Origin of the sequence: Phytohabitans flavus (assembly GCF_011764545.1) — a bacterium.
Lineage (GTDB): Bacteria > Actinomycetota > Actinomycetes > Mycobacteriales > Micromonosporaceae > Phytohabitans > Phytohabitans flavus.
Window position 1 is genome coordinate 1,384,181 of record NZ_AP022870.1, and the last position, 22,260, is coordinate 1,406,440.

Genomic DNA, 22,260 nt, shown 5'->3' on the forward strand with positions numbered 1-22,260 from the left:
CGCCCCGGTTGACCCGGTTTCTGGAACACGGTTTTCCTCATCAGATGTTCAAGCAGTGGCGCAGGCGCCGGGCGATCCAACGGGTCAGGCCCGGCGACGGGCGTGCGGCGCGCACATCGCCGTCGACGGTGGCCTGAACGCGTCGAACGGTTGAATTCCCTGACATTCGTTCCGCCGGCTTGAGCGTGTTCCCAGGCACACAGCCGGGAACACGCACGGGTCCGGCGATGCTGGAACTGTGGTGATCGACAACGGCCTGCGCGTCTCCCTGCTGGATCGGTCCCGGACCCGCGCCGGCGAGGCCGAGTCCGTGGCGCTCAGGGGCACTGTTGCGCGCGCCGTCCAGGCCGAACGGCTCGGCTACGACCGAATCTGGGTCGCCGAACATCACGGTGTCCCCGGGATCGCGGGTGCGGCCCCGGCGGTACTGCTGGCCGCCGTCGCCGGCGCGACGACCACCATCCGGATCGGCTCGGCCGGTGTGATGCTGCCCCACCACCAGCCGCTCGTGGTCGCCGAGCAGTTCGCGACGCTGTCCGCCTTCGCAGCGGGCCGGGTCGACCTGGGACTGGGCCGCTCGCCTGGGTTCACCGCGCCCGTGCGGCGGGCGCTGCGGCAGACCGACGGCGACTTCGCCGCGGACCTGGCCGAGCTGCGCGGGTTCCTCACCGGGACGGCGGAGATCGGCCTGCACCCGCAACCGCAGGGCCCACTGCCGCTGTACGCGTTGGCCACCGGAAGCGGCCTGCGGATAGCGGCCGAGCTCGGGCTGCCGGTGATCGTGGGTGGCCCTCTGCTGGGGGTCGGCGGCGACCCGGTGCCCGGGCTGGCGGCGCTGGCCGGATACCGGCGTGCGTTCCAGCCCTCGCCACAGCAACCGGAGCCGTGGGTGGCGGTCAGCCTGGACGTGCTGATCGCCGACACCGCTGCGGAGGCCGCCGACTTGCTGCTCCCTGAAGCGTGGGCGATGGCTCAAGGCCGGACCACCGGTGTGTTCCCGCCACTGGAACCGGTGGAGGCGGTCCGGTCCGCTCCCCGTACCCCGCGCCAGCAGCAGTATCTCGAGCAGACCGCCGCGGCGGCGATCGCCGGCCCGCCGGTCCAGGTGGAACGCGAGCTCGCCGAGCTGCTCGACCGAACCGGGGCCGCCGAGCTCGTCGCCGCCAGCAGCACCTTCGACCGGGCCGCGTTGGCCGCCTCGGATGCCGAGCTGGCCGCGCTGTTCGGCCGGCCGCGAACCGGCAGCGCTCCCGCGATGCTCGTTTCGGCCGCTTGATCATTCGGACCGGTCATTGGACCGGCTCCAGCCCTGAGCTCAGCCCGAGTCGAGCGCCGCCTGGCGGGTGATGTTCACCGCTAGGCGGTTGCCGTTGTTATCCACTTTGGAATCGTCGGCGCGCAGGACGTTGGACAGCCCGCCCTGCAGGGCGGTGCTGGAAGCTTTCAGTGTCACCAGCGACGGGACCGTGGCGCCGGTCGTGCCGTCGGTGAAGGTGAACGTGCACGACGCCTCGTGGATGACCGCCGAACCGCCGACGGTCAGTTTCGGGTACGACACCTCGGTCACCGGGCCGGCGGTCCACGCCCCGGTGGCGCCGGAGAGCGTTGTGGCGCTGCTGGCCGTGGCGACGACCTCGCCGGTGACAGCTACGCTGGGCATCCGCATCCTCCCCTACCGATGGACATCCATCGTGCCCGAGATCCACGAGGTCTTTACCCCGATGGCGCCGGCCGCGCACGCCTTCGCCGGTCGGCATCAGGCCGCCGATCTGGCCGCCGCGTTGAGCGCGCCGGGCCGGCAGGTGTTGGTGCACGGGCCGAGCGGCGCCGGGAAGACCACCCTGGCGGTGCACACGCTGGGCCGGCTGGGTCTGCGCAGCGCGCTCACGTACTGCCGGCGCACGGGCGACCTGCTCGACGCGGCCCGCGCGGCGGAGCCGGTGCACGGCGTGGTGCCGCCGCCACCGTCCACAGCGGACGGTATCGCTAGCTGGCTGGTTACGCACGACCTGGCGTGGGCGCTCGAGGACGTGCACAAGCTGCCGCCACCGGCCCAGAGCCACGTCGTCGAGGTCATGCGCGCCTGCGCCGCGCACGGCGGTGCCGGCCGTGTGGTCGCGCTGACCACCGCGCCCGCGCTGCCCGGCGACGGCGCGCTGGGTGGTGCGCTGGCCCGGATCGCGCTGGCGCCGATGACCCCGGACGAGCTCGACCGCATGCTCGTCGCCGGCGCCGCCGCGCTCAACGTGGACATTCCACTCTGGATGCGGCTGGGCATCGTCGAGCATGCCGGCGGACACCCGGCGATCTGCCACCAGTTCGCGCTCATGCTCTGCGTGGAGGCGGACGTGTACCAGCGGTCGCCGCAGCGGCGGACGATCCCGGACGAGGCGTTCGCCCGCGCCCGCGCGCGCACCCCGACCACGCTGCTGTGACGGCACCGCTCAGCCCGGCCCGAAGGAGATCCCGTCCAGCGAGATCCACGTCGAGTAGGCGCTGCGAAGGTTGACCTGGCCGTTCTCGACGATGTCCAGGCGCCGGATCGCGTCGCCGGAGGTGTAGGCGTAGAGCACGGTGCGGGCCGAAGGACGGTAGCCGGCCGGCAGCTGGAAGATGACCGAGCTGAAGCCGTTGGCGCTGCTCGGGATCGGGCCGTTGCCGTAGGTGCCGCGCAGGTGCACGCGACCGAACTTGTCCTTGAAGAAACCCGGCGGGTTGTAGTCGAAGTCGGTGTCCGGGTTGCGGCCGGTCCAGCCGTTGAGCAGGGTGGGCGCCCGCCACGCCTCCACCGGCCCGCCGATCCGCTCCAGCTCCACCTCGAGCTCGTTGATGAGCGCGAAGAGGCTGCTGCGCATGCCCGACGTGGACACCAGCGCCCGCCGGGCGTCGTCGCCGAGCGCGTCGAGGTCGGCGATTATCTTGCGGAACCGGCTGTTGAAGCCCTCCTCGGTCGGCGTGGTCTCGGCCTGTACGACGCTGGAGCCGTCGATCCAGGCGACGTGCTCGAAGCTGCGGGTGAAGCGCGGCACGCACTCCGGGTCGGTCTGCGGGAAGTTGGTCTCGAAGTCGAAGGGCATGGGTTCTCCTTGGATGCCTAGGATGTGTCGCCGGGCGCTGTCGCGGTTGCGCCCCGAAACCGCGGGCGGCGAAACTGCCGGTAGGTGCGGGAGATGTTGGAGGGCACCGGCTCGGCGGTGCCGTCGCCGTCCAGGTCGACGTGCCGCTGGCGGATCGACCAGGTGTTCACCCGCGTGCCCATCGGGTGCAGGTGGGCCAGCACGTTCATCAGGTACTCGTACTGGAGCAGGTTGAGGATCGTGCCGTCCGGTAGGTCCACTGTGAACTCGTACGGCTCGGTGCCGGTCTGCGAGCGGATCTGTCCCAGCGCGACGATCGCGTACAGCCCCCACCGGGCCGGGGTGAACTCGGTGCGCGCCCCGAGGTATGTGATCTCGGGGTGGCCGGGTGTCGCGCCGTTGGTGGGCCAGATCCGCACCGCGTACCACCGGAAGTGGGTGGCGGCCCGTTCGGCGAGGTTGAGCCCGGCCAGCGGCAGGGCCACGCCGCCGACGACGACCGCGACGTGGTCCTCGGCGAGCACGAGCAGCAGCGCCGAGCTGAGACCCTGCGAGCTGAGCACGTTGAGCAGGTCGCGCAGGGCGGCGATGGCGGCGTCGCTGCCGGTGGTGATCTGGCGCGCGACAAGGGTCGGCAGGCGGAGCGTGGCCATCAGCTCGGGCGGCACCCGGCGCAGCCGCTCGGCCACGTCCGCCGGCGCGGTGACCATCGGCAGGCCCACCGGTTCGAGCGCGCGTTTGGCGGCCTCGGGTGTGGGCACGGCCGCGTCCCAGGCCGCCTGCGCGGCGGGCGGTTCGAGCACCTGCCAGGGGTCCCGGCCGCGGGCCGCCCACTCCTGCGCGGCGTCGCGCAGGCCGCGTACCAGCAGGATGTGGCTGCCCGGCTCGCCGGCGGCGTGGTAGCGGGCCTGCAGCGCGACCGAGCCGCCCAGCGTCGTCGTCGAGGGCCCGCTGATCGTGAGCCCGAAGGTGGGGATGTGCGAGACGTAGAGCAGGTCGTCGCGTACCCGGTGCACGGTCTCCAGGCCGCAGGCCTGCAGGAGCCACGCGCCGTCCGGGTCCTCGTCCGGTGGGCGGGGCGTGGCGGAGGCGAGCAGCGCGGCGGTCTCGGCCGGGTCCGGCTCGAGGTCGGTCGGCTCGGCCGGGAGCTTCAGGTCGCCGTCCCGCAGCCGGCGCTCCATGCGGGCCAGCTCGGCCTTGCCCGGCGTGGCGAGGTCGGCGCCGAGGCCCAGCTCGTACCGGCTGCCGCCGGCCGGGTCCTGGCACCGCGGCAGCGGCCACGGCGCCGACTCGCCCAGCGCCCGCCGGCAGCGCCCGACCCGGTCGAGCGCGAGCGCGAGCATCGGCCCGACCGCGCCGCGCGCCGGGAAGCCGAACCCGGCCCGGAGCCGCCGCCGCAGCGTCTCGACCTGCTCGGCGGCCGCCGTCGGCAGGTACCGCGCGGCGTGTACCCGGTCGGCCTCGGCGTCGTCGCCCGGCCAGATCAGGGTGGTCTGGCGGGCGTACTCGAAGAATCCCGTGCGGCCGGTGCGGTCGGCCAGAGGGCGTGGCGGGACCGGCCGGATGGGGCCGTCGGGGATCGGCCGGATCGGCGGGATGGGGTTGCGGAGGGCCTCGACGCCCACCAGGTGCACCGCGGCGGCGGCCGGCCGGGCGGTGTCGGTGACCAGGGCGCGCGCCGTGACGCCGATGGCGGCGAGCAGCCCGCGGTTGGGGTCGCTTGGCCGGCCCGGCCCGTTGAGCATGGCCTCGACCTGCCGTCGGGTGGGGTAGAGCCACGGGCGGTAGATGTCCAGGCGGTGCCGGTACTCTTCGTCGGGCTCGCGGCGGCCCTCGGCCGTGATCTCGCCGGACCGCCCGGGGCCGAACCGCCGCTCGCCGAAGGCGAACCGCCCGAAGACCGAGGCGCGTTCGTCCGGCGCCGGGTCGCGGAACCGGATCGTGTCGAAGAACCGGGGCACGCCGAGCTCGGCGCCGATCCGGTCGAGGGCGTCGCCGTGCGCGCCGTCGATCGTCCGGATCCGGGCCAGCTCCCGCGCCTGCCGCCGGATGCGCTGCTTCTCCGCGCCGAGCAGGTACAGCACCCGCCCGGTGATGCCCTCCACGAGGCGTACCGCCAGGTGCTCGGCGAGCTGGGCGGCGGGTACCGCGACCCGCTCGGCGCCGTGGACCGCGACAAGCCGCAGCCGGATCGTGAACGGCGCGGCGGTGCCTGTGTCGGGGTCGGTCGGCGGCCGGTACAGCGGCAGGTAGGCGCCGGCCTCGGTGCCGGGCGCGAAGTCGAGCACCAGGTCGGTGCCGTCGGGCAGGTCGGCGGTGACCGACCAGGCGACACCGTCGAGGGCGCGGGCCGGTGCGAGCACCAGAAGCGGCTCGCGGGTGACCGTGGTCAGCTCGACCGCGCCGGTCGTCGAGATGGCGATCCGGGACTCTACAGCGCCGGTCTGCAACGGCCCGGTGAGGTGCTCGGTCATGTGCCGGTGGGACGCCGACGCGTGGTTGTCGGGGTCGACCGGGGTCAGCAGGTCAGTCACGGGTACCCCCTCACGCCACGACGAGGCGGGTGTCGTCGTCGACGAGCACCGGCACCTGGGTGGGCAGCAGGCGGATGTTCTCGCCACAGGAGAACGTCTCCAGGTCGTCCACAGTGGCCAGGTCGGTCAGGTCGACCACGTCCAGCCCCGGCGGGTACCGCAGCAGCCGTAGGTCGGTGACGTCCGCGACGCCGGGCTCGTTCATCAGCGCGTGCAGCACCTCCGCCCAGCGCACCGGCTCGCCGAAGCGCAGCCCTTCGACGTAGGCGCGGACCCGATCGAGCAGGCGTACCTTGAGCGCCCGGGCCGGGGACGAGGCGTTGACCACGTCCGTCGAGCCGGCCGGCAGCGGCAGGCCCTCGACGGTGAGCAGGCCGGCGATCCCGATGCCGACCTCCTGCGCGCGCTCCACCCGCGGGAAGATGCTGATCGGCCGCAGGTCCTCGATCTCCGCCTCGACCGCTGCGCGCAGCCCGTCCGGCCCCTCCCACAGCGCGGCGGGGGTGGGCGCGACGAGCACGCTGACGAAGTACGGGCTGGCGATGTCGCGTTCGGTGCTGAACAGCCGCTCGACGAACCGGAAGCCGCCGAAGACCGACTCGGACAGGTCCAGCCCGCTCCACGAGTCGCGCACGACCACCTGGCGCACGCCGGGGATGAGCGAGACCGCGAACTCGATCGCGTCCACCCGCCACAGCGAGCGCGGGGCGCGCAGGGCCACCTCCCGGTAACGCACGTCGGGCCAGCGCAGCTCGCCACCGGTCAGCGGCTCGGCGTGCGTGATCGTCACCACCGGTACGGCGAGGCGCTCCTCCAGCGCGAAGAGGTCGGCGAGGGACGGGTCGTTGGGGTGCCAGCGCTCCAGCCGCTCGGTGGGCTCGGCGGCCGGGTCGAGGTTGTGCTCGGGCCCGGGGTAGAACGCGGACACCGCGACGGTCCGCTGCGGCGACGCGGCGGACAGCACGACGGTCTCGTCCAGCGCGGCGTGGTGTCCGCCGGCGGTGAGCATGCGGGCGCCTCGGGGAGGGTCAGCGTGGGTACGTCGTCGGGCAGCGCCGTCGCGAGCGTGAGCGTGACCTGCCCGTGGGCGACCTCGTGCGGCCGGGGCAGTCCGAGTTCCTCGCCCAGCCGGTCCAGCGCCGCGCCGGTCGCGGAGACCACGAAGCTGTTGTCGTACCAGGACGCGAGCGCCGCCCAGGTGCGGGCGTCCTCCAGCGCGGTTACCTCCAGCAGCTTGCGGATGACCGATCCGCCGGTGAGGTCGAGGTCGTCGCCTAGCAGGGCCCGCGCGGTGGCCAGCTTCTCGGCCAGCAGCCGCGCGTACGGCTTGGCCACGAAACCGGACGCGGTGATCCCGAAGCCGGCCGAGCCGGTGCTGGTGATCACCGACTGGTCGATGGCCAGGATGTCGACGGTGTCGGTGCTCAGGTCGTCAGGCAACGCCGGCCGTCCTTCCTAGGTCGATGGTGACCCGGTCGTCGGTCAAGGTCTCGAAGGCGACGCGGACGCCGATCTCGCGGCTGCCCGGCTGGGGTACGTCGAGCCGGGCGTCCTCGAACTTGACGTCGACGATCCGGCGTACGCGGGGATCGCGGCCGAGCACGGCCACGACGGCCACCCGGATCCGCTCCTGTACGAGCACGGGCGTGGTCTCGTCGGCGAGCGCGGCGAGACCGTCGAAGCCGAATGTCGTGTTGAGCACGTCGCTGCCGAGCAACGTGATGAGCGCGAGGGACAGGTCCTGGGTGAGGCAGTCGACGCCCTCGACGGTTGCCAGGTCGAGCCCGTCCGGCCCGCGCCGCAGGCGCAGGTCGCGGCCGATGTCGACGCCGGGGAAGACCGGGTCGCAGCGCAGCCCCCAGCCGAGTGTGCGGCGCCGGGCCAGCGCCTGGTTGTCGGTCGGCATGGTCATGGCGCTCAGCTCACATCCATGGAGTCGGCGACGGAGACGTTCACGTTCTTGGCCTTGAGGGAGATCTCGCCGTCCGACCCGGCGTCCAGCTCGATCTTGGAAGCCTGGATCCGCACGGTGCCGTCGGCGGTCATCACGATCTTGGAACCGGCGTCGGCGTGCTCGATCGTCACCGAGCCGGCGTCGCCGGCCCGTGCCGGCCGGGTGCCGGCGCTGGCGAGGGCGTCCCGGGTGACCCGGATGGTCAGCTCGCCCACCTCGATGACCCGGTTGCCGTCGGCGTCGATGAGGTCCTGCGTCACCGGCCCGGTGTGCGGCTCGGGCTTGGCGCTGTCGGCCAGCGACCCGCGCTGTTCGGCGGGCACGCCGACGGGCAGGATCAGCCACCAGTCGCCCGGCTCGGCGTCCGGGCCGGTGCCGGACTCCCAGAGGGCGCCGAGGTCGACCGGGTCGTCCTGGTCGCCCTTGCCGTGGGCGAGCAGCACGCGGGTGCCGGGGTACCGGGGCACGACCAACCCGGTGCTGCCCCAGGCGAACGGCGTGACGTGCGGTACCCGCTGGCGGATGTCCGGGCTGGTCCGCACGACGGGCAGCCGGGCCAGCCGGTTGGGGTGGCCGTCCGGGTCGGCCAGGCCGCGCCAGACCGTGGCGGTGTGCCGCGGCGGCTCGTCCGCCGAACCGTCTCCCGAGGAGGTGACCAGCCGTACCTCACCGGCCTCGGCGAGGTGGACCCGGCTGAGCGCCTCGCGCACGCCGCTCTGCACGGCGCGGGCCGCGCGTACCGCGTTGTCCCCGCCGCGCGCGCCACCGGTCTCGCCCTTCTCCGGGCCGGCGGGCGGCGGCGGGTCGTACATCGCCTCGGCCGTCGCCGTCTCGACCTCGACACCGCTGACCGTGGTGACGAACGAGGTCGTGCGCCCGAACCGGTGGCTCACCGAGTCGACGTAGAGCAGCCGCGGGTCGGCGAACTCGGCGCCCGGCAGCGACGGCAGCAGCGGACCCAGCAGCGGCCCGGCGATCGCCGCGCCCACGCTCGGCGTGGTGGCCGCCTTCTCGGTCGGCGGCAGGTCGAACTGGACGACCGCGCCCGGCTTGAGGTCCGGCCGTCCTTTGAGGACCAGCGTGTGCCGGCGCCTGGCCGGCGCGGCCGGCTGCTCGGCGGTGCCGGACTGCTCCGGGGCGAGTCCGGCGGCGGCCACCTCGACCAGGCCGGTACGCGGCGACAGCGGCACCGGCTCGCCGCCACCGAGCGGGCCCGGCCGCACGCCGACGTACAGCATGCCGTCGCGGATGAGCAGGACGCCGCGGCCGTACCGTCCGGAGGACTGCTCCACGGCGGTGCCGACCTCGCCGATCTCCTTGCGGTAGGTGTTGCCGCGCACGAAGTTCGTCATCGCGGTGCCGAGGTCGGTGCCCTCCCGCGGCGGCAGCTGGCCCTCGTCGGTGAAGCCGTCGAGGAAGTCGACCTTGACCCCGGCCTCCCTGGTCGCCTGCTCCACAACGGACTTCGGGGATTCCTTGCAGACCGAGTTGACCACGCGCCGGCCGAGGCGCTCGTACACCCGCTCGCGCGCGGTGATGACCGTCTCGTAGTGCCGGGTGCCGACCCGGCGGGTGACCGACACGACCGTGAGCACCGCGACCAGGCGGTCGGCCAGGTCCTCGGCGCTCGGCCGGCCGGCGATGCTCGTCACGCCGGCCACGTTGGCGAGGTACGCGCCCACGCTGGAGGTCGTGTCGTACCAGAACAGGTGCAGCTTCATGACGCTCGGCGGGTCGGCCGCCACGTCCTGGGCGATGGCCTGGTAGTCGGCGTCCGAGAGCCCTTCCACCGTGACGGTGTAGACGCCGCCCTCCAGCCCACCCGGCAGGGTCGCCTCGATCTGGCCGTCGTGGTGGTCCGAGCTGACGCTCAGCACGGTCGGCGCCTCGCCCGGGTCCGCGCCGGTCTCGCGATGGAACGTGAGCGCCCAGCCGGCGTGGGTGCCGACGCCGGCGCTCGCGGTGTCTGCGGGCAGGATCATGCCGCCGGCCCCCCGAACGTCGCCGTGCCGAGGTCGATGCGGCGCCACGCGATGCTGATCCGCGAGCCGACGTCGCCGGGGCCGCGCAGGCTGCCGGCCCGCAGGTCCCACTCGCGGACGAGGACCTCGATCCGGGTACCCGTCGAAGAATCCGCCTCAGGCACGACGGCCCGCAGGCCCGCAACGAGCGGGACCGCTCCGGCGACCGCTCCGGCGCGCAGCACCACGAGCCGGGCCGGTGCGCCGGGCCGCAGCGGGTCGCCCGGCGCCGGCTCCGCGGCCGCCGCGGCGAGCGCCGGCCGGCTGCTGGTCACGACCGCGGTCGGCGGGGCCGCGAGCCACGCGGTGGCCAGGCCGGTCGGCACGACCAGCAGGAGCGAGAACCCGCCGTCGAGCGGGATCGCGTGCGGCACTCCCTGGGTGATCCGCGAGTCGACGAGCGTGGCGCCCTCGGGGACCGGCGGCGAGCCGGCCGGCACGAGGTGACGCCGAAAGTCGGCGCGGGCGACGGGCACCGGCATCAGTTGCCTCCCCAGTCGGCGAGCGCGCCGACGCCGACGCTCACCGCGTCGAGTAGCACGCCGAGTGCGCTCGGCAGCGGCGCGTGGATCAGCGTCATCGAGACGTCGATGGCGTCCCGCTTGCCCGCGGTGACGTTGAACGTCAGCGACTGCACGTACATGTCGGTGCGGATCGTCATCGACGTGACCAGGATGAGCCCGGCCGCGGCGCCCTTGGTGTAAGCGGCCAGCGCCGAGCCGCGCCGGCTGGCCTCGGCGAGCCGTTCGAGCGCGAACTTCCACGCGTACCGCTCGACGCCGACCAGCACGCCGGCCAGCGTGATCGTGTCGTCGTGGCTCGCCACGCTCGCCCGCGCGCCGGACGAGCCGATCGGCGGCAGGTGGTACGCCGCGCCGACCGTCATCGCCGTGACCGCCCACAGTGGAACGGTGAGCAGCGCCCCGTCGGAGAGCACCGCCGACGGCACCGCCGCGTACCGCTGGAAGCTCTTGGTGATCACTCGTCCGCCTCCCGTATGTCCACGCTCTCGCCCTCCACCTCGAGCGCGTCGCGGAACGCGTTGCGGAAGTCCTCGAGGATCCCGGTCTTCGACAAGTCGAGACCCCGCGGTCCGCGCCGCGGGTTGTCCTGCCGGTGCAGGCCCGGCGGCAGTGCGAGCAGGTTGGGGCCGGCGTCCGCGCCACCGGTCCAGAGCTCGTCGACGTGGTCGACCTCCCACGGCCGCCCGTCCGACGTGCGCGGCCACCCGTCGGGCTGGCCGCGGGCGGAGTCGTGGAACGCGACCTGGTAGTCCGCCGGCAGCTCGTGCAGGTGGTCCAGAAACTCCTGGCGCAGCCGCGGCGTCTGCATCACCCGCTCGCCCGCGCTGCGCGGGGACTGCGCCAGGAGCAGGTGCGGCCGGGTGTTCAGGCTGTCCAGGATCCGGCTGTAGAGCAGCTCGCCGATCGGCCCCGCCGCCTGTAGCGGAGCGGCGTGCTCGACGAACCACGCCTGCATCCGGGCGCGTACCGCCGGATCGCTGAGGTCGACGAACACCTCGCCCTCCTTGCGGCGCAGCTGTGCCTCGTGGCGCCGCAGGCGGGTGTAGTCCGGGCCCGGCCGGTAGGTCGGGTCGTAGTCCGGGCTGTTGGGGTCGCTCCGCCGGCGGATCCGGGCGAGCCCCCTCTGGAGGTCGGCGATCTCCGCCTCCATCCGGGTGCGGTCCGCGGACGGCGGGTCGTTGCGGAGGCGTTCCAGCCGCCGGACCAGGCGGGCGTCCATCGCGTCGACCCACTCCGGCGCCACCCGCCGGGTGACGTCGCGGATCGCCCGGTCGATGGAGGCGACGAGCCCTTCGAGGCCTTCCAGCTCGCTCTCGGACACGTGCTCGCCGCGCCGGAGCCGCTCGCGGATCGACCGGAGCTGGGTGTCGACCGCGTCCCGCAGCCGGCCGAAGGCGGGCGGCAGCGCCGCCACGCGGTCGCGCCAGGCGGAGATCCGGTCGCGTACCGCATGCAGCCGCGAGCGGGTCGCGGGCATGGTGTCCCCTGGTGGCCCGACCTGCTCGGTCAGGTCGCCCTCGCGGGCCCGCTCGCGCCCCTCGGCCGGGTCTCCGGTCTCGGTGCGGCGGCGCGGCGCCTCCTCGGTGAGGCCGACGCGGCGCTCCACCTCGCCGACCAGGCGGTCGGCCTCGGCGGTCCGCCCCTCGGCGTAGAGCCGCTCGGCCCGCGTGAGCCGCCCCTCGACGGCGTCCGCGTCGATGTCGGCGGCCACCTCGTGGACGCGGTCGCGGAGCGCCTCCACCCGGGGGTGCGGCCGCGTCTCCGGGCGCGTCCCGGGCCGCGGCCGGCCGGTGTCGGCGGTGTCCCGTACGGTGTCGGCGTCGACCGTCGGCGGGTTCTCCTTCAGGTACTGCCGCAGCGGCTTGAGCTCGTTCAGGTGGGTCTGCAGGTCGGCGAGGAGCGCGTCCACGTTTTCCGCCGGGCGCTCGCCCCGGGTGGCCGCGTCGACGATGTCGGACAGCTTGGTGCGCAGCTCGATGACGGCGTCGATGTGCCGGCCCATGTCCCGGGCGTACCGGACGTTGACGTCGTCGAGCACGCGGCGGACCAGGTCGCCGGCGGCGCGCCGGGCGTCCGCCTCGTCGATGTCGAACGCGCGCATGAGGTGCCGCTGGATCTGGCGCAGCGAGGTGGTGTCCAGGATGGACTCCACCCGCCGGTTGGTCAGCAGCGAGCCCGGGCCGGAGCCGCGGCGCCGTGGGGTCATCGGGCACCTCCCTGGTCGACGGTGCCGGTCTGGCGGATGGCCCGCTGGGTCTGGGTCCTGGTCCCCGGTGGCGGTCCCTGGCCGAACTCGGACTGGATCGCGGCGGAGATCGGCGCGAAGACGAGCGCCTCCAGCAGCTGGTCCTCGATTTGGTCCTCGGCGATCTCCTTGAGGACGTGGGCGGCGGTCGCGGCGCGCAGGGACCGTCCGATGGAGACGGTCAGCTGCCGCCGTGCCGTACGGGTGAGGCTGCGGGTGCCGGCGACCACGCCCTGCCGCCCGATCGTGGTGGCCACCCGGGCACCGCCGCGCAGGATCGTGCCCACCTCTGGCAGGAACGAGAGCGCGAGCTCGAACTCGGCGAAGAACAGGTCCATCTCCACCTCGGCCCGGCTGATCACCTCCTCCGGGTTGATCAGCGCGCGGAACAGGTGCTCACGTTCCAGCGCCTCGGTGTACCGGTAGGTGGCGAGCGCGGCGCCGGCGACGATCGCGGCCGGCGCGCACACGATCGCGAGCAGGGTCAGGCCAGTGAACTCGAAGAACGCGTTGAGCGAGGCCCGGCCCAGCTCGGCGGAGAAGAGCCGGTCGACGCCTTCGCCGTACATCGCGTCGCCGCGGAAGAACTCGCCGATCTGCTGGTGGGTCGCCAGGTGGATGCCGCTCAGGGCGTACGAGGTGCCCGGGATGGTGCGCTGGTCGAGCTGCTCGTAGATCTTCCCGTACCGGAACGCCTCCTCGGAGCTGGAGCGGACCTCGTTGGTGATCTCGACGTTGCGGGCCCGCATCTCGTGCAGCAGCACGGTGATCTCGGCACCGATCGAGGCGGGGTCGCGGCGGAACCGGTCGAGCACCTCGTCGTCGTCGACGATCTGCGCGACCAGCGGGTCGAGGCTGACCGCGGTGCCCCGGCGCAGGCTCACCGCCTCGCGCAGTTGGTCGAGTGTCCACACGCGACCGTAGCGGTCCCGGATCGCCACCGCCTTGCCGTCGCGCCGTACGATCTCGCCCTGGTCGGTCTCCGCGGTGGCGAGCGGGTCGCGGCCGGCGAGGATGTCGGCGAGCCCGTTCTTCGCCTCCTGCCAGGAGCCGTAGACGGTGCGCCCGGCCGCCCGCAGCAGGCTGTCGTCGGACGCCTCCTGGAGCCGGTCGTGGAGGATGTCGAGGTCCTCGACCGACAGCACGAAGCCGAGGATCACTCGCTCCAGCACCGGCAGGTAGGTCGGCAGCCCGGCGATCCGCTGGTCGATCGCCTCGCGCGAGGTGCGCAGCATCTGCAGCAGCAGCACCTGGCAGCCGCGGACGAACAGCCGCCCCACCGAGTACGCGATCGACGGCGTGAACTCCATGAGGAAGTGCAGGTTCCAGCTCGCCGAGCTTTCGTTCCACGGGCCGCCCATGCGGGAGAAGATGGCCGGGTCGGCGTACCGCGCCTGGATCACCTTGGCCAGGTGGGTCACCTTGGGCACCACGCTCGCGAGGTGGCGCAGGAAGAGGATGGCCGGCGAGGCGCTGGGCACGAACCGGATGGCCGCGGGGTCCGGGGTGACCTCCCGCGGCCTGGTGAACTCCGCGGTGCCGACCGCGTGCTCGGCCACGGCGATGGTCCGCCCGGCGATGGCGTCGGCGGCGTTGAGGCAGAACCGGGCCGCGTGGGCGCACGCCGGGATCTGCAGGTCTCGGGCGATCTCGTCGATGAGCTGGCCGAGCAGCGTGCCGGTCTCGCCGAGCTGGTCCAGCGGCAGCTCCCCGTTGAACGAGCCGCAGTCGTAGCCGCCGCCGCTCGCGTACGCCGAGCTGGGGTAGAGCGAACCGCCGGTGGTGGGCTCGCCCTCGCCGGGCAGGATGCCGAACTCGCCTTCGCCCCCGGCCCCGTCGCCGCCGCCCTGGCCGCCGTCACCGCCTTTGCCGCCGCCGCCCTTCTCGCCGCCGCCGCCTTTCTCGCCGCTTTTGCCGCCGCCTCCGCCGCCGGGGCCGCCGCCCTTGGCGGGGTCGACCTCGAAGACGTCGACCAGGGGCAGCAGCTCGGCGTCGAGCTCGGGGACGTCCTGGTCGGTGCCGACCAGCACGCGCTGCGATGCGAACGACAGCTCGACGAAGCAGGCGAACGCCTTCGACTGCTTCGCCAGGTGGGCCAGCAGGGCCTCGAGCTGCGCCTCGACCTGGTCCGAGATGTCGGTGTCCAGCATGTACGGGCCGCCGGTGCGCACCGCCTCGGCCCGCAGCCGCTCGCGCAGGAAGTCGCTCCACTGGATCCGGAACGTCTCGCGGCGGTCGGCCTCGGTCTGGCCCGGCCCGATGTAGCGGATCCGGTAGCTCACGCCGGCCGGGAAGTCGTTCATAGGCGTGTACTTGAGGCCGGCCCGGTTGCCCTCGCGGGCGATCTCCAAGGTGTTGAGGTCGGGCAGCGTGCCGCCCAGCAGCTGCTCGTCGGAGGGCATCCGCCAGACGCTGATCTCCATCCGGCCGGCGCTGTTGCGGAAGATGACGCCGAGCTGGCCGGCGCTTCCGATGCCGCCGTGCCGGTCGAGCGCCTCGCGCATGAGGCGGACCCGCGTCTCCTCGCCGCGCACCTGCACCCACTCGTACGACAGGGGCCGGCCGACCACCGGCTCGGCCTCGAACGTGACGACGGTGTCGGCACCGTCCTGATAGGACGGGAGGATGTAGAGGCCGGCCAGCGGGGCGATGCGGTTGGCGTCGGCGATCTCCGACGGGTCGCCGGTCAGCCGCTCGGCGAGCGCGTCATCGGCCCGGCTCGACCGCGCGTACGCGTCGGCGAGCGCCTCGGCGACGACCCCGGTGATCGCGTCCCGGACCACCTGCTCGCACCGCTCCCGTGTCTGCTTCGACACCTGCGGGAGGGCGGCACCGGACCAGGTCACCACCGGCTCGTACGTGCGGTGCGCCGGGTAGCCGCCGCGGGTCTCGGTGATCACCGCGACGCCGTCGGCCATCGCCCGGCCGGCCGCGGCCGCGACCGCCTCCCCGATCTCGTCGAGGAGTGACGTGAGCGCCGGCGGGTCGACGACGATCCGCAGCGGCACCTCCACCGTCACCGGCACCGGGTTCACGCACCTTCCAGTCCCTGGGCCAACCGGCGCAGCGCGCGGTCGACGAGCTCGTCGACGTCGACCGCGACCGCGCCACGGACTTCGATCTGTACGGGGAAGTGGTAGTGCACGACGGCCCGCTCGTCCTCCAGCACCTGCTCCGCCTGCGCGGCGCTGCCGGCCGCGGGCAGGATGAGCTCGCCCTCGTGCACCAGGGCGATCCCGGTGCGCAGGACACGGGCTCCGCGACCGGTCGCCTCGACCTCGGCCATCAGGCCCCCGCCGGGTCACGGAATCTCCCGGGTCTCTCCGGCCTTCGGGTCGACCGTCGCGCCCAGGCTCATCCCCGAGAACGTGGCCGCCGGCGCACCGGAGATGGTGGCCGGGCTCGGCGTCGCGCTGGTGATGATGCAGTCGCTCAGGACGATCGAGTCGAACGACCAGTCGTCGCCGTCGTCGGTCTCCTGGAGCGTCACGTTGAACCGCTTGCCCTGCAGGGCAAGCAGGGTCAGCTTCGCCGCGGCGTCGCCGATGGCCCGCACGGTCATCGAGAACGTGATGGTCTGCGGCGTGTACACCACGCCGATGTGGGTCTGCTCGATGGAGTGCAGCGTCTCGGCGTTGAGCGAGAACGACGGGCTGAACGCGTCGATCGGCGTGACGTCGACGCTGTTGCCGTCTTCGTCCACATAGGAGACGGCAAGCCGCGAGCGCCAGTCGGGCATCGGAAACCTCCGGAGGTGTCGTGGGTCAGAAGCGAGGGCTGAGCGTGACCTTCAAGCGGTGCACCGCCGGGCCGTACGTGATGCTCACGAACATGTCGACCTCCCGGTTTTCGCGCGCGGTGGCGACCACCGCCGCGTCGGTCGGCGACCACGCCGACTCCGGGATGCTGAGAATGTCGAGGACCGGGATCGTGACCGCGAAGTCGGCAATCACGGCCGTCCGCTTGAGCGGGCCGAGGATGCCGGCGGCCCGGTTGGCGAGCCGGGTCATCCCGAACCTGGTGATCCGCGCGTCGCCGACCAGCCCGATCAGCCCGGCCTTGAGCCGGAACTCGATGTCGTCGAGCACCCGCACGATGTCGATGTAGAGCAGGCTGGCGTCGGTGGTGAAGCACCGGCCCTCGGCGAAGTGCAGGCCCTCGCCGACGATGAGCGCCGGGTCGATGACCGGGACGATGTTTTCGTCGGAGAGACCGACGATCTCGCTGGGGGAGTATTGCGACTCGACCGGCATCGTGACGCCGCGGACCCGCTTGAGCACCATCGAGACGTGCGGCTCGTAGCCGGCGATCGCGGCCATGGCGGCCACGGCCGCGTCGCCGGAGGCCCCCGGGCGGCGATCATGATCATGCGGCTGGAGTCGCTCTTGAGACCGCTGACCGCGTCGCTGACATCCGCCACGTACGTCGGTGACTTCGCCGTCTCCGGGTCGAGCATGGCCACGCCGACGCGCCGCTGGCCGCTGGCGGACATCGTCTCGCAATGTGCCTTGAGGGCGTGCAGTCCGGTCGGCGGGTCCTCGCCGATCGGCTCTCCGACCTGCGTCTCCTCGGCGAGCGCGACGAATGTGACGTCGTCGGCCGCCTCCAGCGAGGCGAGCGCTGCCGCATAGTCGCCATCCGCGACCTTGACCCCGTAGATTTTCGACGGGCGCGGGTCCTGGAGCAGCGCGGTGGCAAGCGACCGGTACAACGGCGTCGGCGTCACCACGCCCTGCGCGCTGACCGTCGCGAACAGCTCCGCCGCCTGGGCGGCGTTGTCGACCGTGAGCGGCAGGTTGGCCGCCGCCGATCCGGACGGGCTCGCCCCGACGACAGCGATGACCCCGGGCGAGCGCGTTGCGGTGGGCTGGAGGCCGGACGTGTCGATCCGGACCTCAACGAAGGGATAAGCGGCCGTGGGCATGCGCGTCCTCCGGTCGGTGCGTCGATGGATGGGTCGAAGTTGCGGCCAGCTCGCGCCGGCCCGGTGTCGGTGACTCAGGCCGGCGGGTCGAGGGTCACGAGGGCGACCCCCTCCGGCGCGAGCCAGGCCGCCGCGGCGGCCCGCCGGGCGAGCCGGGCCGCGGCCGGTGGCGCACCGGGCTCGGCTCCGGGCCACGCCGGATCGTCGAGGACAGTGCTCGGCAGCACCCAGCCGACGACGACCGGGTGTCGCGCCGGGAGCTCCGGGGTGTGTGCGCGCTCGATCTGCGCAGCGAGCAGCCACTGGACCGCCTTGCTCTGGGCGAGCAGGTCGACGAGCCGGTGGGTCTCATCGCGCACGAGCAGCGCGACGGAGACGGGGAAGGAGCGTGGGGTGGGCGGCGGCTCGCTTGGGTCGGCGAACGTCACCCGGACCCGCCCGGTCGCCTGCTCGCCGTGGTGCCGCCCGATCAGCTCACCCACGGTCCGCGCGCCGGCCTGTCGCAGCAGCTTGTCGACCAGCGCGGCGTCGACCGCCGCTGGCTGGGCCGCGCCCGCGCTGAGCCGGGCCCGTAACGCCGCCCGGCGTGCCTGCTCCAGCTCGGCCGGATCGGCCGGCAGCGGAACGATGTCGCTGTCGATGTCGCGCACGGCCGGCCAGACCGCCGAGACGGCCGCGACGGTCGTGGTGGCCACCGCGGCCCGGGCGATGACCGACCCCCGCCAGACCGCGTCGATCCGCGGTGCCGAACCAAAGTCCGGCCAGGTGACGTCGATGCGCGTGTCGGTGCGATCGGCCCCGCCGAGCGCCGACCACCCGCCCTCGACCAGCGCCCTGGTCGGTGCGAACGCACCGAACCGAACCTCGTCGAAGGTCGCGTCGAACGGCCCCTCGACGCCGAGGGTCGAGGTGACGAACGCGGCGTCGAGGATGTGCTCCAGCGCGAGAGCGTCGAACACCGCACGTTGTGTGGCCGGGTCGGCGAGCCGGAGCAGCGCGGCATCCTCGAAGTTCATGGCGGTCCTCGTCGCGTCTCAGAGGGAGTTCCCCGACGGGCGTAAACAACGATGGCACCGGCCTAAAAGCAAAGCAACGTCTTACAAACGACACTCCATCTATGTATCAGCGTCCTTCGTGGACCGATACGGAACCGTTGTAGTCAGGCGTGTATCAGAGTCCGATCTCGCTCCTCTGGACTTCTTTCGGGGTCTCGTCGGGGACGCCGGCGTAGCGTTCGCTCAGCCGGCGGTACGGCCGACTGCGCAGCGCCACCGCCGTCGCCAGGATGCCGATCACGCCGGTCAGCATGAAGACAAGAGCCAGACCCCGCTCCGGGCCGGTGCCGAACCAGCCGCCGATCGCGTCGGCGCCCGCGCCATCCGTCATGAACGGGATGAACACGAACTGGGCCACTGGCGAGATGAGGAACGCGGTCAGCGGCGAGGCCGCCTGCTCGACGCTCTGCGCGAAGCCGAACACCCGGCCCTGCCGCTCGTACGGCACCACCTTCTGCAGGATCGTCTGCTCGGCCGCTTCCGCGTACGGGACGAACAGCATGTACAGGTACATGCCGGCGGCCAGCAGCACGACCGACGAGCGTACCGGGAAAAGGAGGGTGACCGTCCACAAGAGAAGATTGACAGCCAAAAGCAGGCCCACCGGGTTGGCGCCCAGGCCGGTGCGGGCGACGAGCAGGCCGCCCACGATGAAGCCCGTGCTCAGGACGCCCCAGAGCAGGCCCCACGCCTGGACGGAGACGAGCGACAGGCCGTACGCGTCCAACAGCGCCATGAACACGCCGCCCAGGAGGTTGTTGAACGCGGAGAAGACGATCAGCGCCATAAGTCCGGGGACGCCGCGGACCACCCGCACGGTGCCGCGCAGGTCCACTGTGTGCGCCGCCGGCGCCTCGTCGCCGGCGGGGGCGGCGGGCGGACGCTCCGGCACCGGTACCAGGGAAAGGTGGGCGACCGCGACGGCGAGCACCGCGAGCGCGAGGACCAGGACCCAGAACATGTCGCCGACCGCCACGAGGATTCCGCTGATGACCGATGTGACAAGGAATGTCACGCCGGTGGTCGTGCCGACGAGGCCGTTCGCCCGGTCCCGGCTCTCCTCCGTGATCAGCACGGTGACCAGTGTCGGCAGCGCGATCGTGCGGATGTTGCCGGCGATCACGCCGACCATCAGCAGCAGGACCACCACCCACAGGGCGACGCTCGCCGGGTCCGTGAACGACTCCTTCGGCGTGACCTGATAGACCGCGAACGCCAGCGCGTACAGCACGAGCGACGCGACCGTCGACGCCTGCATCATCGTCTTCTTGCGGTGGTGGTCTACCAGGCTGCCGAACCAGATGCCGGTCGACGCGGTCAGCGCGAGGAAGACCCCGGAGATCATGCCGGTCGCGAAGACCGAACGGGTCTGCAGATACACGTAGAAGGTGATCGCGAACCAGACGGTGAAGTTGATCACCGACACCAGCAGCGTGCTCACCAGCAGGTGGAAGAAGGTCCTGCGGTCCCCGTGGATGTTCCTCATGGCCACGACCCTATGACCTCAACCTCCCTTGAAGTCCACCGTGATGGGCCCGGTGGCGGGGTCAGAGTGCGGCATGCGTGCGGGGCGGGTGACCCCGGCTCGACGGGCCGGTGGCCCTGTCGTAGCCGCGATGAGTTTCGGCCCGATGGACGGTCAATACTCTGGGAGAGCAAACCGAGGCGTGAGGGGGGCGCGGTATGGCGGATGGCGAGGAGTTCGCGCGCCTGACCACCCCATTCCGGCGCGAGCTGCTGGCGCACTGCTACCGGATGCTGGGCTCGTTCGACGACGCTGAGGATCTGGTGCAGGAGACATATCTGCGGGCCTGGCGCGCCTACGGGAGGTTCGAAGGGCGCTCCTCGCTGCGGCTGTGGCTGCATCGCATCGCGACCAACACCTGCTTGAACGCGTTGGAGACGCGCGACCGCCGACCCCTCCCGTCGGGGCTCGGCGGTCCGAGCGACACCCCGGAGAGCCCACCGGCCGCCGCGGATGCCGAGGTCCCGTGGCTGCAGCCGTTTCCCGACCGGGTGCTCGGTACGGTGCCCGACGATCCCGCGGCGGTGATCGCCTCGCGAGGCAGCCTACGGCTCGCGCTCGTCGCGGCCATGCAGCACCTGCCCGCGCGGCAGCGCGCAGTGCTGCTGCTGCGCGACGTCCTTGCCTGCTCGGCCAGTGAGGTCGCCGAGATGCTCGGCACCACGACCGCAGCCGTCAACAGTGCCCTGCAGCGGGCGCGCGCACACCTGGAGCAGGTCGCTCCCGACGAGGACGAGCTGGCCGAGCCGGCCGACGGCGAGCGGCGGGTGCTCCTCGACCGCTATGTCGCCGCGTTCGAGAAGGCGGACGTCGCCGAGCTGCTCCAGTTGCTGCGTGCCGACGTCGTGCTGGAGATGCCGCCGCTGCTGAGCTGGTTCGCCGGTCGGGACGCGGTGCGGCGCTTCTTCGGCGCCCACGTCCTGACCCGGCCCGATGCGCTCCGAATGGTGCACACCCGAGCGAACGGGCAGCCGGCCGTCGCAGCGTACGTGCGTGGGCCCGACGACGCGTACCAAATGCACGCGATCCACGTGCTCACCCTCCGCCCCGGCGGCATCGCCCGGATCGTGGTATTCCTCGACGACCACCTGTTCGCCCGCTTCGGCCTGGCGCCGGCGCTCCACGCCGCACCGCTGGCCGCGCTCGGCTCCCGTACCTGAAGATCTTTGGAGTTGGGGTCAGGGTCCGGGCTGGGGTTTGTTCGGATAGATAGACGCTCCCCGGTCCGTGCCAGCTGCGGACCGCATGCTCCCGCGGGCACCGCTGCGGTCGGCGGCTCGCCGGGGCTCGCCGAGTTCCCCGACCTTCGCTGCCGGGTCCGCGGGTCAACGACCCTCGTTTCGGCCGAATCTGGCGATTCTGCAACAGGCTCCATGGCTACAGCTAAGGACCACGGTCTCTGCCGAAGCGACGAACCGCGGCGGGTGAGGCTGCGGGAGCAGCGGCCCGGACCACGGTGAACATCGCGGTAGCTCACGTCGGTCTGGAATAGCGAACCCGAGCGACTGCCTTTCGCCGCCTCGGCCGCCGACGGCGATGATTTCCCGCCCCCGTCCCTGTCTCTATTGGGCGAGCGACATGTGCGTGAGCACATCGGGACGGGGGACGGCATGGCGAATGACGCCATTACCGGCTCGACGGCGGTGGTCACCGGCGCCAGCCGGGGCTTTGGCCGCGTTATCGGTGCCGCGCTGGCCGAGGCCGGCGCGCGCGTGGTCGGCGTGGCGCGCGACGGCGCGCCGTTGGCCGAGCTGCAGGCTCGATACGGGGACCAGTTCACCCCGGTCGCGGCGGACGCGGCGGATCCTGTGGTGGCGGGCAAGCTCATCGACGAGCACCGTCCGCGGATCGTCGTGCTCAGCGCCGGGGCCAACCCACTGGCGCGACCACTGCACCAGCACACCTGGGAGACGTTCAGCCGCACCTGGGAGGTCGACGTCCAGCAGGCGTTCAATTGGTCGCGGGAGGCGCTGTTGGCGCCGCTGGAGCCGGGCTCGACGGTCGTCGCGGTGTCGAGTGGGGCCGCACTGCGCGGCTCCCCGCTCAGCGGCGGATACGCCGGAGCCAAGGCCACCGTGCGATTCATCGCGGCGTATGCGGCGGAGGAGTCGGCTCGGGAAGGCCTGGGCATCCGGTTCATCGCGTTGTTGCCGCAGCTGACCGCGGCGACCGACCTGGGCCGCGACGGCGTGGCGGCGTACGCCCGCCGGGCCGGCGTTGACGTCGCCAGGTTCGTCGAGCGGTCCGGTTTCACGCTGACGCCGGACCAAGTGGCCAAGAGCGTCCTCGACCTCGCCAGCGATCCCAGCTTCGACAAGGTGGCCTACCTGGTCACCCCGGCCGGCACCAACCCAGTCAACTGACTGGCCATCAGGTCCTTCGATCAGGAGTCAATTTCGAT

Annotated in this window: 20 protein-coding genes; 5 read left to right on the forward strand and 15 right to left on the reverse strand. The window is 72.7% G+C overall.

All coding sequences use genetic code 11. The features are described from left to right. Window positions 1-238 precede the first annotated feature (238 nt). The gene (locus Pflav_RS05890) at window positions 239-1,276 is read left to right on the forward strand and encodes an MsnO8 family LLM class oxidoreductase (RefSeq protein ID WP_232071015.1); all 1,038 of its coding nucleotides are present in this window, start codon (window positions 239-241) and stop codon (window positions 1,274-1,276) included. 39 nt (window positions 1,277-1,315) lie between these two features. Here Pflav_RS05890 and Pflav_RS05895 read toward each other — a convergent pair whose 3' ends face one another. Continuing rightward, complete coding sequence (locus tag Pflav_RS05895; protein ID WP_173034360.1) at window positions 1,316-1,660, reverse strand: hypothetical protein; 345 nt, start codon at window positions 1,658-1,660, stop codon at window positions 1,316-1,318. A 31-nt stretch (window positions 1,661-1,691) separates the two neighbouring features. On the opposite strand from Pflav_RS05895, the gene Pflav_RS05900 reads away from it, so the two are divergent. Next, on the forward strand, window positions 1,692-2,435 hold the full coding sequence (locus Pflav_RS05900) for a hypothetical protein (RefSeq protein WP_173034362.1): 744 nt from the start codon (window positions 1,692-1,694) through the stop codon (window positions 2,433-2,435). 9 nt (window positions 2,436-2,444) lie between these two features. Here the strand turns inward: Pflav_RS05900 and Pflav_RS05905 are convergent, their stop codons facing one another. From Pflav_RS05905 to Pflav_RS05960, 12 genes are all read right to left on the reverse strand, one after another. Beyond that, window positions 2,445-3,077, reverse strand: coding sequence for a hypothetical protein (locus tag Pflav_RS05905; RefSeq protein WP_173034364.1), 633 nt, complete (start codon window positions 3,075-3,077; stop codon window positions 2,445-2,447). Between the two features lie 17 nt (window positions 3,078-3,094). Then, window positions 3,095-5,611: a hypothetical protein gene (locus tag Pflav_RS05910; protein ID WP_173034366.1), complete on the reverse strand. Its 2,517-nt coding sequence runs from the start codon at window positions 5,609-5,611 to the stop codon at window positions 3,095-3,097. Window positions 5,612-5,621: 10 nt separating this feature from the next. Then, window positions 5,622-6,539 (reverse strand): hypothetical protein, encoded by a 918-nt coding sequence (locus Pflav_RS05915; RefSeq protein WP_173034367.1) that lies wholly within the window; start codon window positions 6,537-6,539, stop codon window positions 5,622-5,624. A gap of 504 nt (window positions 6,540-7,043) precedes the next feature. Further along, on the reverse strand, window positions 7,044-7,523 hold the full coding sequence (locus Pflav_RS05920; RefSeq protein ID WP_173034368.1) for a hypothetical protein: 480 nt from the start codon (window positions 7,521-7,523) through the stop codon (window positions 7,044-7,046). A 5-nt stretch (window positions 7,524-7,528) separates the two neighbouring features. Continuing rightward, the gene (locus Pflav_RS05925; RefSeq protein WP_173034370.1) at window positions 7,529-9,547 is read right to left on the reverse strand and encodes a hypothetical protein; all 2,019 of its coding nucleotides are present in this window, start codon (window positions 9,545-9,547) and stop codon (window positions 7,529-7,531) included. Continuing rightward, complete coding sequence (locus Pflav_RS05930; protein WP_173034372.1) at window positions 9,544-10,068, reverse strand: hypothetical protein; 525 nt, start codon at window positions 10,066-10,068, stop codon at window positions 9,544-9,546. Before Pflav_RS05930 ends, Pflav_RS05925 begins: the two co-directional genes overlap by 4 nt. Then, entirely contained in the window at window positions 10,068-10,568 is a 501-nt protein-coding gene (locus Pflav_RS05935; protein WP_173034374.1) for a hypothetical protein, read from the reverse strand. Before Pflav_RS05935 ends, Pflav_RS05930 begins: the two co-directional genes overlap by 1 nt. Further along, a complete protein-coding gene (locus Pflav_RS05940) occupies window positions 10,565-12,316 on the reverse strand; it encodes a hypothetical protein (protein ID WP_173034376.1) in 1,752 nt (583 codons plus the stop codon). Before Pflav_RS05940 ends, Pflav_RS05935 begins: the two co-directional genes overlap by 4 nt. Then, window positions 12,313-15,381 carry a hypothetical protein gene (locus Pflav_RS05945; RefSeq protein ID WP_173034378.1) on the reverse strand — a complete coding sequence of 1,023 codons (3,069 nt, stop codon included), beginning with the start codon at window positions 15,379-15,381 and terminating at the stop codon, window positions 12,313-12,315. Before Pflav_RS05945 ends, Pflav_RS05940 begins: the two co-directional genes overlap by 4 nt. 5 nt (window positions 15,382-15,386) lie before the next feature. Further along, complete coding sequence (locus Pflav_RS05950) at window positions 15,387-15,641, reverse strand: hypothetical protein (RefSeq protein WP_173034380.1); 255 nt, start codon at window positions 15,639-15,641, stop codon at window positions 15,387-15,389. Window positions 15,642-15,656: 15 nt separating this feature from the next. Then, window positions 15,657-16,094: a hypothetical protein gene (locus Pflav_RS05955; RefSeq protein WP_173034382.1), complete on the reverse strand. Its 438-nt coding sequence runs from the start codon at window positions 16,092-16,094 to the stop codon at window positions 15,657-15,659. A 25-nt stretch (window positions 16,095-16,119) separates the two neighbouring features. Beyond that, the gene (locus tag Pflav_RS05960) at window positions 16,120-16,674 is read right to left on the reverse strand and encodes a hypothetical protein (protein WP_173034384.1); all 555 of its coding nucleotides are present in this window, start codon (window positions 16,672-16,674) and stop codon (window positions 16,120-16,122) included. Window positions 16,675-17,046: 372 nt separating this feature from the next. Between Pflav_RS05960 and Pflav_RS05965 the strand changes: the two genes are divergently transcribed. Next, window positions 17,047-17,265, forward strand: a complete 219-nt coding sequence (locus Pflav_RS05965; RefSeq protein WP_173034387.1) for a hypothetical protein — start codon at window positions 17,047-17,049, stop codon at window positions 17,263-17,265. Between the two features lie 88 nt (window positions 17,266-17,353). Here Pflav_RS05965 and Pflav_RS05970 read toward each other — a convergent pair whose 3' ends face one another. Together Pflav_RS05970 and Pflav_RS05975 are read right to left on the reverse strand one after the other, a co-directional pair. Then, window positions 17,354-18,295, reverse strand: coding sequence for a hypothetical protein (locus Pflav_RS05970; RefSeq protein WP_173034389.1), 942 nt, complete (start codon window positions 18,293-18,295; stop codon window positions 17,354-17,356). Window positions 18,296-18,449: 154 nt separating this feature from the next. Continuing rightward, window positions 18,450-19,820: an MFS transporter gene (locus tag Pflav_RS05975; protein WP_173034391.1), complete on the reverse strand. Its 1,371-nt coding sequence runs from the start codon at window positions 19,818-19,820 to the stop codon at window positions 18,450-18,452. Between the two features lie 197 nt (window positions 19,821-20,017). On the opposite strand from Pflav_RS05975, the gene Pflav_RS05980 reads away from it, so the two are divergent. Together Pflav_RS05980 and Pflav_RS05985 are read left to right on the forward strand one after the other, a co-directional pair. After that, entirely contained in the window at window positions 20,018-21,019 is a 1,002-nt protein-coding gene (locus Pflav_RS05980) for a sigma-70 family RNA polymerase sigma factor (RefSeq protein ID WP_173034392.1), read from the forward strand. Window positions 21,020-21,439: 420 nt separating this feature from the next. After that, entirely contained in the window at window positions 21,440-22,222 is a 783-nt protein-coding gene (locus Pflav_RS05985) for an SDR family oxidoreductase (protein ID WP_197938008.1), read from the forward strand. Window positions 22,223-22,260 lie beyond the last annotated feature (38 nt).

Bases quoted from the DNA above. Each gene is read 5' to 3' on its own strand.
- Pflav_RS05970 (WP_173034389.1), bottom strand. From the start codon at position 18,295: ATGAACTTCGAGGATGCCGCGCTGCTCCGGCTCGCCGACCCGGCCACA.
- Pflav_RS05940 (WP_173034376.1), bottom strand. From the start codon at position 12,316: ATGACCCCACGGCGCCGCGGCTCCGGCCCGGGCTCGCTGCTGACCAAC.
- Pflav_RS05980 (WP_173034392.1), top strand. From the start codon at position 20,018: ATGGCGGATGGCGAGGAGTTCGCGCGCCTGACCACCCCATTCCGGCGC.
- Pflav_RS05950 (WP_173034380.1), bottom strand. From the start codon at position 15,641: ATGGCCGAGGTCGAGGCGACCGGTCGCGGAGCCCGTGTCCTGCGCACC.
- Pflav_RS05975 (WP_173034391.1), bottom strand. From the start codon at position 19,820: ATGAGGAACATCCACGGGGACCGCAGGACCTTCTTCCACCTGCTGGTG.
- Pflav_RS05955 (WP_173034382.1), bottom strand. From the start codon at position 16,094: ATGCCCGACTGGCGCTCGCGGCTTGCCGTCTCCTATGTGGACGAAGAC.
- Pflav_RS05960 (WP_173034384.1), bottom strand. From the start codon at position 16,674: ATGGCCGCGATCGCCGGCTACGAGCCGCACGTCTCGATGGTGCTCAAG.
- Pflav_RS05930 (WP_173034372.1), bottom strand. From the start codon at position 10,068: ATGCCGGTGCCCGTCGCCCGCGCCGACTTTCGGCGTCACCTCGTGCCG.
- Pflav_RS05895 (WP_173034360.1), bottom strand. From the start codon at position 1,660: ATGCCCAGCGTAGCTGTCACCGGCGAGGTCGTCGCCACGGCCAGCAGC.
- Pflav_RS05920 (WP_173034368.1), bottom strand. From the start codon at position 7,523: ATGACCATGCCGACCGACAACCAGGCGCTGGCCCGGCGCCGCACACTC.
- Pflav_RS05905 (WP_173034364.1), bottom strand. From the start codon at position 3,077: ATGCCCTTCGACTTCGAGACCAACTTCCCGCAGACCGACCCGGAGTGC.
- Pflav_RS05925 (WP_173034370.1), bottom strand. From the start codon at position 9,547: ATGATCCTGCCCGCAGACACCGCGAGCGCCGGCGTCGGCACCCACGCC.